The organism is Achromobacter sp. (genome assembly GCF_032102605.1).
Classification (GTDB): Bacteria; Pseudomonadota; Gammaproteobacteria; order Burkholderiales; family Burkholderiaceae_B; genus Achromobacter.
Genome location: NZ_DAMDGT010000011.1, coordinates 3060 through 18524, shown reverse-complemented (window position 1 = coordinate 18524; position 15465 = coordinate 3060). Strand labels below are relative to the sequence as shown.

Below are 15465 nucleotides of genomic sequence, written 5' to 3'. Positions count from 1 at the left end.
TCACCCGCCCAATCTCCGATCCGTCCGCCATCGCCCCCCGCAATCATTCGTTTCTCGCATCAGATCCGTGACTTCCCCGACGCAATCGCCCCCCACCCTGACCGCGCCCATCATCCTGCTGATGTCCGTGGCCACCGGCCTGGCAGTCGCCAGCAACTATTACGCGCAGCCACTGCTGCACACCATCAGCCAGCAATTCGCCATTTCCAATGCGGCGGCCGGCGCCATCGTCACCACCGCGCAGCTCAGCTATGCAGTCGGGCTGATGCTGCTGGTGCCGTTGGGCGACATGTTCGAACGCCGCTCCCTGATCGTGCTGATGACCCTGCTGGCGGCGGGCGGGCTGCTGGTTTCCGCCTTCGCCACCAGCCTCGCAGTCCTTATCGTGGGCACTGCCCTGACCGGCATGCTGTCCGTGGTGGCGCAGATTCTTGTGCCCTTCGCAGCCACGCTTGCGGCGCCCCACGAACGCGGCAAGGCCGTCGGCACCGTCATGAGCGGACTGCTGCTGGGCATCCTTCTGGCGCGCACCGCCGCCGGCGCGCTGGCCGACGTGGGCAGCTGGCGCACCGTGTACTGGGTGGCGGCCATCCTGATGGTGTGCATGGCCGGCGCCCTGTGGCGCGTGCTGCCCCGCTACCAAAGCCCCACCGCCATGAGCTACCCGCGCCTGCTGGGCTCGATCCTGCGCATGTTCGTCGAGGAACCCCTGTTCCGCGCCCGCTCGCTGCTGGGCGGGCTGCTGTTCGCCGCCTTCAGCATGCTGTGGACGCCGCTGACCTTCCTCTTGGCAAGCCCGCCTTATGAATACAGCAACACGACGATCGGCCTCTTTGGCCTGGCCGGGGCGGCCGGGGCTTACGCCGCCAACCGTTTCGGACGCCTTGCCGACCGGGGCCTGGGCAACCTCGCCACGCGCGTGGGCCTGCTGCTGCTTCTGGGCTCTTGGGGGCTGATGGCCTTCGGCCAGGTGTCGGTCGTCGCCCTGCTGGCCGGCATTCTGCTGCAGGACCTTGCAATCCAGGGCGTGCATGTCACCAATACCAGCTCCATCTACCGCCTGCGGCCCGAGGCGCGCAGCCGCCTGACCGCCGGCTACGTCACCTGCTACTTCATCGGCGGCGCGTCCGGTTCGCTGGTATCGTCCTGGCTGTACGCCCATTTCGGGTGGTCCGGCGTGGTCACCGCAGGCGCCGTCCTGGGTGCTGTAACGCTGGCTTACGGCGCACTCGCGCCAAGCGCGCGGATCCCGGAAACGGCCTCTCCCCCTGCCCGCGCCTAGCACCTCCTATAATCAGGGGTTTTGACCGCCTCCGCGCCCCGGCGCGATGGGGCGGCTCACCCTTTTTCGCCACCGCGCACGAGCCCATGCAGGAACGCTACCTCCCCACTACCGTCGAAGCGGCCGCCCAACAAGACTGGCAGGCCCGCGACGTCTATCTGGTCCACGAACACGCCAAGAACCCCGACGGCTCCGAAAAGCCGAAGTTCTACGCCTGCTCCATGCTGCCCTATCCCAGCGGCAAACTGCACATGGGTCACGTGCGCAACTACACCATCAACGACATGATGGCGCGCCAGCTGCGCATGCGTGGCTACAACGTGCTCATGCCCATGGGCTGGGACGCGTTCGGCATGCCGGCTGAAAACGCCGCCATCAAGTCCAAGGTGCCGCCCGCCAAGTGGACCTACGACAACATCGCCTACATGAAGAAGCAGATGAAGGCGATGGGTCTGGCAATCGACTGGACGCGCGAAATGTGCGCCTGCGATCCGCAGTATTACAAGTGGAACCAGTGGCTGTTCCTGAAGATGCTGGAAAAGGGCGTCGCCTACCGCAAGACCCAGGTCGTCAACTGGGATCCTGTGGACCAGACCGTGCTGGCCAACGAACAGGTCATCGACGGCCGCGGCTGGCGATCGGGCGCGCTTGTCGAAAAGCGCGAGATCCCCGGCTATTACCTGCGCATCACCGACTACGCCGACGAACTGCTGGGCGCCGTCCAGAACGACCTGCCCGGCTGGCCCGAGCGTGTGCGCCTGATGCAGGAAAACTGGATCGGCAAGTCCGAAGGCCTGCGCTTCGCCTTCCCGCACCAGATCGCCGGCCAGGACGGCCAGCTCATCCAGGACGGCAAGCTGTACGTCTTCACCACCCGCGCCGACACCATCATGGGCGTGACCTTCTGCGCCGTCGCGCCGGAGCACCCCCTGGCCACGCACGCCGCGCAGTCCAACCCGCAACTGGCCGCGTTCATTGAACAATGCAAGCTGGGCGGCACGACCGAGGCCGAAATGGCCACGCGCGAAAAAGAAGGCATGCCCACGGGCCTGTTCGTCACGCACCCGGTCACCGGCGCACAAGTCGAGGTCTGGGTCGGCAACTATGTGCTCATGACCTACGGCGACGGCGCCGTCATGGGCGTGCCGTCGCACGACGAGCGCGACTTCGCCTTCGCCAAGAAGTACAACCTGCCCATCGTGCAGGTCATCGACGTGGCGGGCAAGGAATACTCCACCGACGCCTGGCAGGAATGGTACGGCGACAAGCAGTCCGGCCGCACCATCAACTCGGGCAAGTACGACGGCCTGTCCTACAAGGAAGCCGTGGACGCCATCGCGGCGGACCTGGGCGCCAAGGACCTGGGCGAAAAGCAGACCACCTGGCGCCTGCGCGACTGGGGCATTTCGCGCCAGCGCTATTGGGGCACCCCCATCCCCATCATCCACTGCGCGGACTGCGGCCCCGTCCCGGTGCCGGAAAAGGACCTGCCCGTGGTCCTGCCGGACGACCTGATCCCCGACGGCAGCGGCAACCCCCTGGCCAAGAACGAAGCCTTCCTGTCCTGCTCGTGCCCCAAGTGCGGCAAGCCCGCGCGTCGCGAAACCGACACGATGGACACGTTCGTGGACTCGTCCTGGTATTTCATGCGCTACACCTCGCCCGGCAACGACAACGCCATGGTCGACCAGCGCAATGACTACTGGATGCCGATGGACCAGTACATCGGCGGCATCGAGCACGCCGTGCTGCACCTGCTGTATGCGCGCTTCTGGACCAAGGTCATGCGCGACATGGGCCTGCTCAATTTCGACGAGCCCTTCACCAAGCTGCTGTGCCAGGGCATGGTGCTGAACCACATCTATTCGCGCAAGACGCCCCAGGGCGGCATCGAATACTTCTGGCCCGAAGACGTCGACAACGTCTACGACGACCGCGGCGCCATCGTCGGCGCCAAGCTGAAGTCTGATGGCTCGGCCATCAACTATGGCGGCGTGGGCACGATGTCCAAGTCCAAGAACAACGGCGTCGATCCGCAATCGCTGATCGACACGCTGGGCGCCGACACGGCCCGCCTGTTCGTGATGTTCGCCAGCCCGCCCGAGCAGACGCTCGAATGGTCCGACTCCGGCGTGGAAGGCTCCAACCGCTTCCTGCGCCGTCTCTGGTCCATCAGCTATTCGCGCCGCGACGCCGTGGCGCGCGGTCTGGCCCATGGCGCGGACTGGGCGCAGGCGCCTGCCGCCGTCAAGGATCTGCGTCGCGAGGTCTACGGCTTGCTCAAGCAGGCCGACTACGACTACCAGCGCATCCAGTACAACACCGTCGTGTCCGCCTGCATGAAGATGCTGAATGCCATCGACGACGCCAAGCTGCCGGAAGGCGCCGAGGCCGACGCCGCTTACGCCGAAACCGTCGGCATCCTGCTGCGCGTGCTGTACCCGGTCGTGCCGCACGTCACCTGGCATCTGTGGCAGGACCTGGGCTACGCCAAGGAACTTGGCGACCTGCTCGACGCGCCGTGGCCGCACGTGGACGAAGCCGCCCTCGTCGCCGACGAAATCGAGCTGATGCTCCAGGTCAACGGCAAGCTGCGCGGCTCGATCCGCGTGGCGGCCAAGGCAGCCAAGGAAGACATCGAAAAGCTGGCCGCCAGCCAGGAAGAGGTCACCCGCTTCCTGGAAGGCCGTCCGCCCAAGCGCGTCATCGTGGTGCCGGGCAAACTGGTCAACGTCGTAGGCTGATGAGGTCAAGCATGTACTTCGCCGGGCAACACACGCAACTTTCCCGCCAAACCTGGCTGCTGCGCGGCGCCTGCCTGGCGCTGTTCATGCTGCTCTCCGCTTGCGGCTTCACGCTGCGGGGAGTCACCCCGATGCCGTTCGACAGAATGTACGTGGGCATTCCCGACACGACCCAGTTCGGCGCCGACGTGCGCCGCGCCCTGCGCGCGGCCTCGCCCAACACCAAGCTGGTGGACACGCCCAAGGAAGCCCAGGCCATTCTCCAGCAGGTGAATGACTCGCGCACCTTGCGCGAGGTCTCGCTGAACGCGCAAGGCCGGGTCGAATCCTACGAACTCGGCATCAACTACACGTTCCGCCTGATCGACGCCCAGGGCCGCGCGCTGGTTCCCGACACGACGCTCTCCATCTATCGCGAAATGCCGTACGACGACCAGGTCGTGCAGGCCAAGCAGGGCCAGATCGACACCCTGTTCAAGGCCATGCAGCGCGATCTGGTGTCGCGTGTGCTGCGCCGTATCACCGCGCCCGACGTCCACAAGGCGTTCGAAGCCGCGCAGCAAGGCGAAGAAGGCGCCGACACTCCGCTGTTCAACCCGAACGAGCCGCAGCCGCAGCGTGTGCCCACGCCCTGGCAGACGCCGTCCGTCACCGATCCGACCAACGTGCGCTAACCCATGGCACAGCCCCTGGATGCGGATCGGCTGGCCGAACACCTGCAGCGGCCCGGCAACCGGCTGGCGCCGCTGTACACGGTTTCTGGCGACGAGCCGCTGCTGGTGACCGAGGCGGTGGACGCGCTGCGCGCCGCCGCGCGCAACGCGGGCTACACCGAACGCCTGTCCATGGTGATGGACGCGCGCAGCGACTGGAGCGCGGTCATCGCCGCCACGCAAAGCGTGTCGCTCTTCGGCGACCGCCGCATCCTTGAAATCAAGATCCCCACGGGCAAGCCCGGAAAATCCGGCGCCGACACCCTGGCCAAGCTGGCTGAACAAGCCGAAAAGCAGCCGGATGCCGACACGCTGGTCCTGATTGCCCTGCCCCGCCTGGACAAAGCCACCCGCGAAAGCCGCTGGATGCAGGCGCTGGCCCGCGCCGGCATGTCGGTGGACATCGCCAACATCGAACGCGGCCGCCTGCCCGCCTGGGTGGGGATGCGACTGGCGCGACAGAACCAGCGCGCCGACAGCGCCACCCTGCAATGGATGGCCGACAAAGTCGAAGGCAACCTGCTGGCGGCGCACCAGGAAATCCAGAAGCTCGGCCTGCTCTACCCCGAAGGCCAGCTTGCCGCCGAAGACGTGGAACGCGCCGTGCTGAACGTCGCCCGCTACGACGTTTTCGGCCTGCGCGACGCCATGCTCGCCGGCGACATCGGCCGCACCATCCGCATGATCGACGGCCTGCGGGCCGAAGGCGAGGCGCTGCCGCTCGTGCTGTGGGCAGTCGGCGAAGAAATCCGCCTGCTTGCCCGCATCGCTGAAGCGCGCGCGCTGGGCCAGGATGTCAACGGACTGATGCGCCGCCTGCGCATCTTCGGCGCCCACGAACGCCTGGCGCTTCAGGCCCTCAACCGGGTGCAACCCGGTGTCTGGCCTGCCGCCGTCCAACACGCCCATGAAGTCGACCGCCTGATCAAAGGCTTATCGGTGACAGGACGGCTCTCGGACCCCTGGGAAGAAATGACCCGACTGGCGCTGCGCGTGGCCGCCGCCGGCGGACGACCGTGAAGGCGGCCTCGCCGCCGCCTTGACCCCGCCCCCATCCGGCCCCCATCGCCGGATCTCGCCCGGCCTCGCAGCCGGATATACACTGACTCTCCAGGCGGCGCCCGCGCCGTCCCACTTCCATGATCGACGCCGCCATGTCCTCGTCCTCCATTGAACAAGCCATGCTCGCCCTGGGCGAGAATGCCCGGCGCGCCTCGCGCGCCATGATGCGCGCCAATAGCGCCGCCAAGAACCAGGCGTTGCTGGCCATGGCCGATGCGCTGGCCGCCAGCCATGACGAACTCAAGGCCGCCAACGAGAAAGACGTCGCCGCCGCGCGCGCCAATGGCCTGGAACCTGCCCTGCTGGATCGCCTGACGCTCTCGGACAAGACGCTGGCCCACATGGCCGAAGGCCTGCGCCAGATCGCCGCCCTGCCCGACCCCGTCGGCAGCATCACCGCCACCACCGTGCGCCCCAATGGCATGCGCGTTGCGCAGATGCGCGTGCCGCTGGGTGTGATCGGCATCATTTACGAATCCCGGCCCAACGTCACCATCGACGCCGCCGCCCTGTGCCTGAAGTCCGGCAACGCCGCCATCCTGCGCGGCGGCAGCGAGGCGCTGCACTCCAACGTCGCGCTGGGCCGCATCGTGCAGGCCGGCCTGGCCGCCGCCGGCCTGCCGCAGGATGCGGTACAGGTCGTGGCCACCGCGGATCGGGCGGCCGTCGGCACGCTCATCACCATGACAGAGCACATCGACGTCATCGTGCCGCGCGGCGGCAAGGGCCTGATCGCACGCCTGTCGCAGGAAGCCCGCGTGCCGCTCATCAAGCACCTGGACGGCAACTGCCACATCTACATCGATGCGGCCGCGGACCCGGACAAGGCACACGCCATTGCCTTCAACGCCAAGACTTACCGCTACGGCATCTGCGGCGCCATGGAAACGCTGCTGATCGACGCCGTGGCGGCAGTATCCATCCTGCCCAGCCTGGCCGCGGCCTTTACCGAACACGGCGTCGAACTGCGCGGCTGCCCGCGCACGCTGGCGCTGCTGCCGCACGCCAAGGCCGCCACCGAAGAGGACTGGGCCACCGAATACCTGGGGCCCATCCTGGCCGTGCGCATCGTCGATTCGCTGGACGATGCCATCGAGCACATCGCGCGCTGGGGTTCGGGCCACACCGAGGCGATCGTCACCGAAGACTTGTCGGCCGCGCAGCGTTTCCAGCGCGAGGTCGATTCCAGTTCCGTCTACGTCAACCTGCCCACGTGCTTTGCCGATGGCTTTGAATACGGCCTTGGCGCCGAGATCGGCATTTCCACGAATCGCCTGCACGCGCGCGGCCCCGTGGGCCTGGAAGGCCTGACCACGCTGAAGTGGGTGCTGAACGGCGAAGGCCAGACCCGCGGCTGACCTTCAGGCAGCAACCCAGGCGCTGACGCGGCCCTGAACACGGGGCCGCGCCAAGCCCTCTACAATAGGGCCAGCTTTTTTCGCCTGGCTTCTTTTCATCCCACGCGGTCTTCCGCGCATTCTTGAGACCCCCATGCATTCACCTGTCATGGCCATGGCCTTCAGCCTATTCGTGCTGTGCTTCATCACCTGCACCCTCAGCGGCATCGTGCTGTTCTTCTTCAAAAGCAAGCAGATCAACGCAACGCTGAAACACCCCTATCTGCAGCATCGGCCGTTCAAGCAGTACCCGCTGTCGATCCAGGCGGCGATCATGCTCGACTATTTCTTTCGCCTGATGTTTCCGGGTACCCGTTTCTGGCTGATCGGCAATGCCAACGACCTTCTGGAGCACGTCGATCCCAAAAAGACGCCGCTCGCGCTGAAATGGCCGATCGTCGGCTTCTGGGGTTCGTGCTGGCTGGGCCTGATCGCCATGATCGTGCTCTGGATCATGCTATTCCTGGGAATCTGAACCATGCAGATCCGATTCGAAGACTATCCCGGCAGCATCGAAGCGGCGCGTTTCCTGATCGCCGCGCGGGAGTCGGGCGTCGCCGGTCCGCGCCTGCCAGCCGCCTGCCGGCCCCAGTCCCTGGGACAGGCATTTGCCGTCCAGCAGCGCACCGCCGAACTGCTGCGCAACACGCGGCATGACGGCATCGCCGCCTGGAAGAGCGCGTTGCCGTCGCCTGAAAAGACCGTCGTCGCTCCCATCTATGCATCCGGCACAGCCGACGCCTCGGCGGGCCCCGTTGCCGCCAGCGCCGATGTCGTGCGCATCGAACCCGAAATCGCGTTCCAGATCGCCCGCGACCTGCCCCCGCGCGACACCCCCTACACCGACGCCGAAATCGATGCCGCCATTGGCGAAGCCCGACTGGCGCTCGAGGTCTTGGGCTGTCGGTACGCATCCCCCGAACACGCCAGCCTGCCAGAGCTGCTGGCCGACCACATGTTCAATCAGGGACTGGTTCTGGGCCCGCGCATTGCCTCGCCCGACGCCGCGCCGGGCAGCATGACGCTCACGCTGTCCGTCGATGGCGCCGAAATCGAACAGCATGCCGGCATCCATCCGAACGACCACCCCAAGGCCGGCCTGTACTGGCTGGCCAACTTCCTGCGCGAACAAGGCCTGGGTCTGGTGGCTGGCCAGCACGTCATCACCGGTTCTTATGCCGGCTTCCTGGACGTGCCTGCCAACAAGGACATCGAGCTGACGTACGGCGACCTGGGCGTGCTGCGGGTACGCTTCGGCAAGTAGCGCCCCGCCACTGCGCGGGCGCTTCATCGCGTATCGCTAACGCGGCGCGGGCTCGGCGATGCGCACGGGTTCGCCGCCCGCCTCGATGATTTCCCCGACCGCCAGGCACAGGTCTTCGCGGAAGCGCCCCGCCACCACTTGCACACCGACGGGGCTCGGACCCGCACTGCTCGTCGCGCTGCCCATGGCGACGGACAGCCCGGGCAGGCCCATGAACGGCAGGCCGATCTGCGTGAGCTGCGCCTTCCAGACCCTCGCGTAGGCAGCGTCGCCTTGCAGGTCCAGGTTGTCGGGAAACGGCAGCTCCGCCGATACCGGCAACAGCAGCACGGGATACTCGGCGAAGAACAGTTCCCACAGGCGCGTCAGCGTCGCGCGGCGCGTCAGCACCGCCGAAAAGCTCGACAGGTCGGCACTCGCGGCCCTTTCGCGCTGCCCGGCCAGCGCCACCAGCGCACCCCGGTCGCCTTCCTTTTCGGCGGCCGCCACCATGGCGTCGTACCCGTCCGCCATCCACATGCGAATCTGCAGGTCCGCGGCTTCCTGCATGGGCGGAATCGCTTCCAGCGTGTCCACGGACCAGCCCGCCTCGCTGAGCCGGCGCGCCGCCTCCTGCAACGCTTTCACAACCGCGGGATCGGTATCCATTCCTTCGGGATTCAGGCACAGCGCGGCGCGCTTGGGCACTTCCGGCCCGGTGAGCGGCGCGGGCACCCACCAGGGATCCCGGGGGTCAGCAGCCGACAGCGCAGCCAGCCCAAGGCGCACGTCGGCAATAGTGCGGCCCAGCGGTCCGGATACGGCCGTGATCTGGCCGCCGATCGAACGCTCCGGCAATGCGGCGTTGTAAGCCGCCACCCGGCCCAGCGACGGACGCAGTCCATGCACGCCGCATGCATAGGCCGGATAGCGGATTGAACCGGCGATGTCCGTGCCATGGGCCAGATGCCCGATGCCCGCGGCGACAGAGGAAGCCGCGCCGCCCGATGATCCCCCGGGCGTCAGCGCCGGGTTGCGGGGATTGAGCGTGTCGCCATGCAGCGCGTTGCCGGTAAACCAGCGCAACGAAAACGCCGGCGTATTGGTGCGGCCCAGTATCACGGCGCCCGCGCGGCGCAGGTTGTCGACCACCGGGCTGTTGTACTGGGCGATCAGGTCCTTTTGCAGGCTTACGCCGTTGGTCGTGGCAAAGCCCGCCTGGTCCACATTGACCTTCACGGTGACGGGCACGCCCGCCAACACGCCCGGGTCTTCCCCGCGGGCAAGGGCGGCGTCCACCTCTTCCGCCTGGGCCAGCACGCTCTCAGGCCGGTGGTCAACCACCGCGTTGATGGCAGGATTGACGGCATCGAGGCGCTGCAACGCGCTTTGCGCGGCTTCGAGTGCGGACACTTCACGCTTGCGGATCAGGCCGGCAAGCTCAACTGCGGACAAACGCCAAAGTTCGGACACGCGCAACTCCTGGGATCGTGGTTTTCCTGAGGGCAAGCAAACCTTAGCGCCTACCGTCCCGGCCCACAAGCCGCCGCTTACCCACGCCTCTACGCGCTTTCCTCGAAAACCTCGACGATGGCGTCGGTCACGGCGCGCACTCGCGCCGTGCGGTTCAGGTCGCCGTGCATCACCAGCCACAGGTCGTAGGCTTCGGCGCGGCTCGGCCAGATGCGCACCAGATCGGGAAAGTCCGGAGCCATGTGCGTGGGAAGTTCGCCGATGCCCAGTCCCGCCACCACCGCCTCGATGAGCATCATCCCGGAATTGACCTCGATCCCGATCCGCCCGTTGCTGGTGGGCTCGCCGCAAAGGCTGTCGGACCAGCCCGGCAGCACGGCCTGCTGATAGGTGACCAGCGAATGCCCGGCGAACGCGGTGCCGGGCCGGGGCTCGCCGCGCGCCGCCAGATAGGCGCGGGACGCGTACAACCCCACCTCCTTGCGCGCCAGGTGGCGGTGGATCAGATCGGGACTGTCGGGCCGCAGGTTGCGGATGGCCAGGTCGGCTTCGCGCCGCGTCAGATTGCTGATCTGGATGCCGGTGGACAGCACGACGCGGATGTCGGGATGCTCGGCATGGACCCGCCTGACGGCTTCCATGATGAAGTACCGCGCCACGGTCTCGGAAGTGGCAATGCGGACGACGCCCGAAAGGCGGTGGTCCAGTCCCTGCATCTGGCGCTGAAGCTGGTCGGCGGCCTGTTCCATGCGTTCGGCCGCGGCGAACGCCAGTTCGCCCGCCGCGGTGGGAACGTAGCCGCCGGGCGTGCGCAGGAACAGCCGAGCATCGAGAGACGCCTCCAGCGCCGTCAGCCGCCGGCCCGCCGTGGCCTGGTCGATCTGCAGCACCGACGCGGCCCCACGCAGCGTGCCTATCCGGTAGATCGCCAGAAATATCCTGGCATTGTCCCAATCCATGGCGCCTCGCTCGATGCAATTTTGCATGACTATAAAGCAATTATTCGGCTTTTTTGCATCACGAATCAGGCCTAAGCTTCATCCTCGCTAGCCGCCAAGTGAATCTTCATCATGTCTTCCGCCTGCCGCCCCGTGTCCGTCGCCGCCTTGACCCCTCCACCCGCCGTCGCAGGCCTGCTGCCCCTGGTCACGCTGGCCATCGGCTTCGTCATGGCCATGCTGGACGTCACGGTGGTCAATGTCGCGCTGCCATCCATCGCGCTGCAGTTCACGGTGCCGCTGACGGACCTGGTCTGGATCGTGGACGGGTACACCCTCACCTTCGCCGCCCTGCTGCTGGTGGCCGGCGCTCTGGCGGACCGTTACGGCGCCAAGACCATCTATTTGGCCGGCCTGGGGGTGTTCACCAGCGCATCCCTGCTGTGCGGACTGGCCCCGGACGGCGCCACGCTGATCGCCGCCCGCATGCTGCAGGGCGTTGGCGCCGCCCTGTTCATGCCCAGTTCGCTCAGTCTGCTGACGCACGCGTACGACGACGAGCAGATCCGCAATCGCATGCTGGCGGCATGGTCGGCCATCGTTGCGGTCGCCGGCGCGTCCGGTCCGCTGTTGGGCGGCGTGCTGATCCACCAGTTCGGGTGGCGAGCCATCTTCCTGATCAACATTCCGCTTGGGCTGGCCGGCCTGTGGTTGGCCGTGCGCCGCATCGCAGTCGCGCCGCGCCGCCCCCGCGCGCTCAATCCCGTAAGCCACGTGCTTGGCGTCGTAGCGCTGTCCTCGCTTTGTTTCGTGCTGATCCAGGGCAATGCCTACGGGTGGACATCGGCCCCCATCGCCGCGACGATCGCGCTGTTTTTGACTGCCGCGCTGTTGCTGGTGCAGCGTGAACGGCGCAACGCCGAGCCGATCATTCCCCGCGCGCTGTTTGCAACGTCGCAGTTCGCCGCCGCCAACGGCGTGGGCTTTCTCATCAATCTCGCCTCGTACGGGCAGCTTTTCCTGCTCAGCCTCTTCCTGCAGCATGCGCGCGGCGCCGACGCGCTTCAGACCGGGGTCCAACTGGTGCCGATGCTGGCGGTGTTCTCCATCGGCAATCTCATTTCAAGCCGGGTGTCCGCGCGCTGGAACGTGTCCGCATCGCTCCTCGGCGGCGTGTCGCTTGCCGCCGTGATGAGCGCCGCCGGTATCTTCTTCTTTGCACCCGGCATGGCCTACTGGCCTTTCGCGTTGGTCGTCGCGCTGGCCAATCTGGGGGTGGGGATCGCCGTCCCGGCAATGACCAGCATCGTCATGCAGGTCTCCGGCAAGCACCACGCCAACAGCGCGGCGGCGGCCCTGAACGCCAACCGCCAATCCGGCGCACTGGTCGGCGTCGCCGTGATGGGAACCATCCTGCACCTGTTGCCCGATTGGCGCGCCAGCTTGCCCGTCGCCTATTGGGTGATCACCGCCAGCTATGCGCTAACCGTTGTCCTCACGTGGCGCCATCTGCGCCGGGCCCGCAACGGCTGAGCCGGCCGCCCACGGCCCCGCATCAACGCGGCATGATCGCCACGCCGCGTTGCGCAAAGAACCTGTCGAACTCGGCCAACGGCAACTCGACATCCGCCTGGGTATCCGGCTCACCCGAAGGATTGTGGAACGTCACGGTATCGGCCGTGGCCCGCGTCACCAGGACCAGGTGCCCGCCCTTCCTGGGCGGTTCGCGGTCGGGCCAGCGTATCCACGGGTGGACCGACGCCATGAAGTACTCGGCTTGCCCCATCAGCGCCGGCAGCGCCGCCGCCGGCAGGTCGACGCGCACCTGCGCCTGCAGCTCGAAGACATCGGCGACGTAGCGGACGAACGGCGCGTAGATCAGCCCTTTGATGCCGCCGTCGGGCTCCTCGACGTAAGCGCCATAGGGGATGCTGCGACGGGCCAGCTCCAACGTGGGATACGCATGCCCCGTGCGCGCGGCCAGCACCATTTTCAGGCACGCCATGCCACAGACGTGGCTCGCCCACCGCACGTATTCCTCCAGATGCCGCGCGCCGGAATCGCGCCACGCCGGATCGTCGGCCAGATCAAGCTCTTTGCGGATGATCTCGCCGGCCAGATGCGCGGACTCCCACTGGCAGAAATACGGTACGGCTGCTCGGGCGGGCATCGTGCTCATGCAGGCTCCAGACATTCAGAAAAGGTCCGATATGTTGCCGCCGCGGAGGCCGCGTGGCAACGGCGCCGGGTTTGCTTCACAATGAAACCACAACCATGACAAGGAGATCCGCATGTCCAGTCCTGCCACGTCCAGTCCCATCCGCCGCGTCGCCATTGTCGGCGCCGGCACCATCGGCGCCAGTTGGGCCGCGCTGTTCCTGGCGCATGGACTGGAAGTCGTCGTCAGCGATCCCGGTCCGCATGCGCAGGCTCAGACCATCGCCCGCGTCCAGGCCGCATGGCCCGTGTTGACTGAACTGGGCCACGTGCGGCATGGCGCCTCGCCCGACACCCTGCGCTTCGAGCCCGACCTTGAAACCGCCTTGGCCGGCGTGGACTTCGTGCAGGAAAACGCGCCCGAGCGCGAGGACTTCAAGACGGATCTGTTCGCGCGCATCGACGCGGTCCTGCCTGCGCACGTGATCGTCGCATCCAGCTCGTCCGGCCTCATCATGAGCCGGTTGCAGTCCCGCTGCCGCCATCCCGGGCGGTTTGTCATCGGCCACCCCTTCAATCCCCCACACCTGATCCCGCTGGTCGAAGTGGTTGGCGGTGACCAGACGTCTGCCGAAACCATCGACCGCGCCATCGATTTCTATCGCAGCATGGGCAAGCATCCCATCCGCCTGAACAAGGAGGTGCCGGGCCATATCGCCAACCGCCTGCAGGCCGCGCTCTGGCGCGAGGCCATTCACTTGGCGGCGGAAAACGTGGCCAGCGTGGCGGACATCGACGCCGCGGTGTCGCAAGGCCCCGGCCTGCGGTGGGCCCTGTTCGGCCCCCACATGACGTTCAACCTGGGAGGCGGCGAAGGCGGCATGGCGCACTTCATGCACCATCTTCTGGGACCGGTGCAAACCTGGTGGGACGACCTGGGCGCGCCCGAAGTCACGCCCGAACTGCAGCAACGCCTGATCGAGGGCGTCAACGCCGAAGCCGGCCACCGCAGCATCGCCGACCTTGTCGAAGCGCGCGACGCGCAGCTCACGGCCCTGCTGAAGGTCCTGCATCGCTGAACGGGCGGAGGGGCCGGGGGCCGGGGGCCGGGGCGCGGGGCTGGGGCGCGGGGCTGGGGGCTCCGGGCTGGCAACCCGGAGTCCGCGCCGCAGGGCTGTTATCCTGGAAACCAGGAAAGCCCGGCTCGGGCCCCCACAACCAAGGAATGTTCCCAGATGATCTCCGTGACTCACGACACCGAACGCTCCCGTTTCACCGCCACCGTCGACGGCGTGCTGTGCGTGTTGGACTACCAATTGCAGAACGGCGCCATGGCAATCACGCACACCGGCGTGCCCAGCGCGGTCGGAGGACGGGGCATCGCGGCCGAACTCACCCGCCAGGCGTTGGTCACCGCACGCGCCAATGGCTGGAAAGTCCGTCCCGATTGCTCCTACGCCGACGCCTACATCCGGCGCCATCCCGAATACACCGATCTGTTGGCCTGACCGCACCGCTTATCCTCCCGAATAAACCGATTTGTTGGCCTGACCACGCCGCTTATCCTCCCGAATAAACCGACCTGTTCGCCTGACCACGCCGCTTATCCTCGTGTCGAAGCAAAAGCCTGCCTCTATATCGCCCTGCCCTTGCGGCATCCCCCGTCCCTACCCCGACTGCTGCGGCCGCTGGCATGACGGAGCGCTTGCGTTGCAGGCGCCCACCGCCGAAGCCCTCATGCGGTCACGCTACAGCGCCTTCGTTCTGGACAAGCTGCCATACCTGCTTGCCACCTGGCATCCCAGCACACGTCCGGCCTCGTTTGGACCGAACCCGCCGGGCCTCAAATGGCTGGGCCTCGACGTAAAGGCCGCGGCCGATCAGGACACCGACCACGCCACCGTCGAATTTGTCGCCCGAAGCCGCCTCGACGGCCGAGCCAGCCGCCTGCACGAAACCAGCCGCTTCGTCCGCGAAGGCGGACAATGGTTCTACGTCGACGGCGACCTGCGCTGATCGTTGTGTCGGAACGCCAGAAGCCTCGGCTTCCGCGGACGTGCTTCGGTGTACCGGATAACTGATTCCGGCGGGATCTGCGACGCGTTGATAGCAGACGACACGCCGTCATATGGCAGTCGCCGTCTCTCATAGCCCGCTCTTGGAATACCAGCGGTTCCATTCAGCACCGATTGAATCCACCTTGATGGCTAACGCTACGTTGCCAAAGTCCGCTCACCGTCGTGGATGGCTAGCTTCGATGCGGCCGCAGATTTGGTGCAACCAAATTGAATCGCAGCGGCTCGCGCTATGCAGTCGCCTGACGTAACGCCGTCAAAGTCCGCACACCAGCGCGGACGGCTTGCCTCGGTGCTGCCGCAGAGTCGGTGCAATCAAATTGAATTCGCAGCGGCTCGCGCTATGCAGTCGCCTGACGTAACGCCGTCAAAGTCCGCACA

The 15465-nt window shown here is 66.7% G+C and carries 14 protein-coding genes; 11 read left to right on the top strand and 3 right to left on the bottom strand.

From position 1 onward, the window contains the following. The first annotated feature begins 121 nt into the window (after positions 1–121). From RT614_RS21895 to RT614_RS21865, 7 genes are all read left to right on the top strand, one after another. Positions 122–1282, top strand: a complete 1161-nt coding sequence (locus tag RT614_RS21895; protein ID WP_313624366.1) for an MFS transporter — start codon at positions 122–124, stop codon at positions 1280–1282. 86 nt (positions 1283–1368) lie between these two features. Continuing rightward, positions 1369–4026 carry a leucine--tRNA ligase gene (gene leuS, locus RT614_RS21890; RefSeq protein WP_313624230.1) on the top strand — a complete coding sequence of 886 codons (2658 nt, stop codon included), beginning with the start codon at positions 1369–1371 and terminating at the stop codon, positions 4024–4026. 11 nt (positions 4027–4037) lie between these two features. After that, positions 4038–4700 (top strand): LPS assembly lipoprotein LptE, encoded by a 663-nt coding sequence (gene lptE, locus RT614_RS21885; protein ID WP_313624229.1) that lies wholly within the window; start codon positions 4038–4040, stop codon positions 4698–4700. A 3-nt stretch (positions 4701–4703) separates the two neighbouring features. Next, positions 4704–5759 carry a DNA polymerase III subunit delta gene (gene holA / locus RT614_RS21880; protein WP_313624228.1) on the top strand — a complete coding sequence of 352 codons (1056 nt, stop codon included), beginning with the start codon at positions 4704–4706 and terminating at the stop codon, positions 5757–5759. 119 nt (positions 5760–5878) lie between these two features. Next, a complete protein-coding gene (locus tag RT614_RS21875; RefSeq protein WP_409558505.1) occupies positions 5879–7159 on the top strand; it encodes a glutamate-5-semialdehyde dehydrogenase in 1281 nt (426 codons plus the stop codon). Between the two features lie 133 nt (positions 7160–7292). Continuing rightward, positions 7293–7673: a hypothetical protein gene (locus tag RT614_RS21870; protein WP_313624226.1), complete on the top strand. Its 381-nt coding sequence runs from the start codon at positions 7293–7295 to the stop codon at positions 7671–7673. A gap of 3 nt (positions 7674–7676) precedes the next feature. Continuing rightward, positions 7677–8462 (top strand): fumarylacetoacetate hydrolase family protein, encoded by a 786-nt coding sequence (locus RT614_RS21865; protein WP_313624225.1) that lies wholly within the window; start codon positions 7677–7679, stop codon positions 8460–8462. 36 nt (positions 8463–8498) lie between these two features. Here the strand turns inward: RT614_RS21865 and RT614_RS21860 are convergent, their stop codons facing one another. Both RT614_RS21860 and RT614_RS21855 read right to left on the bottom strand, forming a co-directional pair. Further along, positions 8499–9914, bottom strand: a complete 1416-nt coding sequence (locus RT614_RS21860) for an amidase family protein (protein WP_313624224.1) — start codon at positions 9912–9914, stop codon at positions 8499–8501. Between the two features lie 89 nt (positions 9915–10003). Next, positions 10004–10873: a LysR family transcriptional regulator gene (locus RT614_RS21855; RefSeq protein ID WP_313624223.1), complete on the bottom strand. Its 870-nt coding sequence runs from the start codon at positions 10871–10873 to the stop codon at positions 10004–10006. A 111-nt stretch (positions 10874–10984) separates the two neighbouring features. Here RT614_RS21855 and RT614_RS21850 point away from each other — a divergent pair, with 111 nt between their 5' ends. Then, positions 10985–12385 carry an MFS transporter gene (locus RT614_RS21850; RefSeq protein WP_313624222.1) on the top strand — a complete coding sequence of 467 codons (1401 nt, stop codon included), beginning with the start codon at positions 10985–10987 and terminating at the stop codon, positions 12383–12385. 22 nt (positions 12386–12407) lie between these two features. Here the strand turns inward: RT614_RS21850 and RT614_RS21845 are convergent, their stop codons facing one another. Continuing rightward, positions 12408–13031: a hypothetical protein gene (locus RT614_RS21845; protein ID WP_313624221.1), complete on the bottom strand. Its 624-nt coding sequence runs from the start codon at positions 13029–13031 to the stop codon at positions 12408–12410. 112 nt (positions 13032–13143) lie between these two features. Between RT614_RS21845 and RT614_RS21840 the strand changes: the two genes are divergently transcribed. The 3 genes from RT614_RS21840 to RT614_RS21830 all read left to right on the top strand — a co-directional run bounded on the left by RT614_RS21840 (position 13144) and on the right by RT614_RS21830 (position 15025). Further along, positions 13144–14088 (top strand): 3-hydroxyacyl-CoA dehydrogenase NAD-binding domain-containing protein, encoded by a 945-nt coding sequence (locus RT614_RS21840; protein ID WP_313624220.1) that lies wholly within the window; start codon positions 13144–13146, stop codon positions 14086–14088. Positions 14089–14244: 156 nt separating this feature from the next. Then, positions 14245–14517 carry a GNAT family N-acetyltransferase gene (locus RT614_RS21835; RefSeq protein ID WP_313624219.1) on the top strand — a complete coding sequence of 91 codons (273 nt, stop codon included), beginning with the start codon at positions 14245–14247 and terminating at the stop codon, positions 14515–14517. A gap of 103 nt (positions 14518–14620) precedes the next feature. Beyond that, positions 14621–15025, top strand: a complete 405-nt coding sequence (locus RT614_RS21830; protein ID WP_313624218.1) for a YchJ family protein — start codon at positions 14621–14623, stop codon at positions 15023–15025. Positions 15026–15465 lie beyond the last annotated feature (440 nt).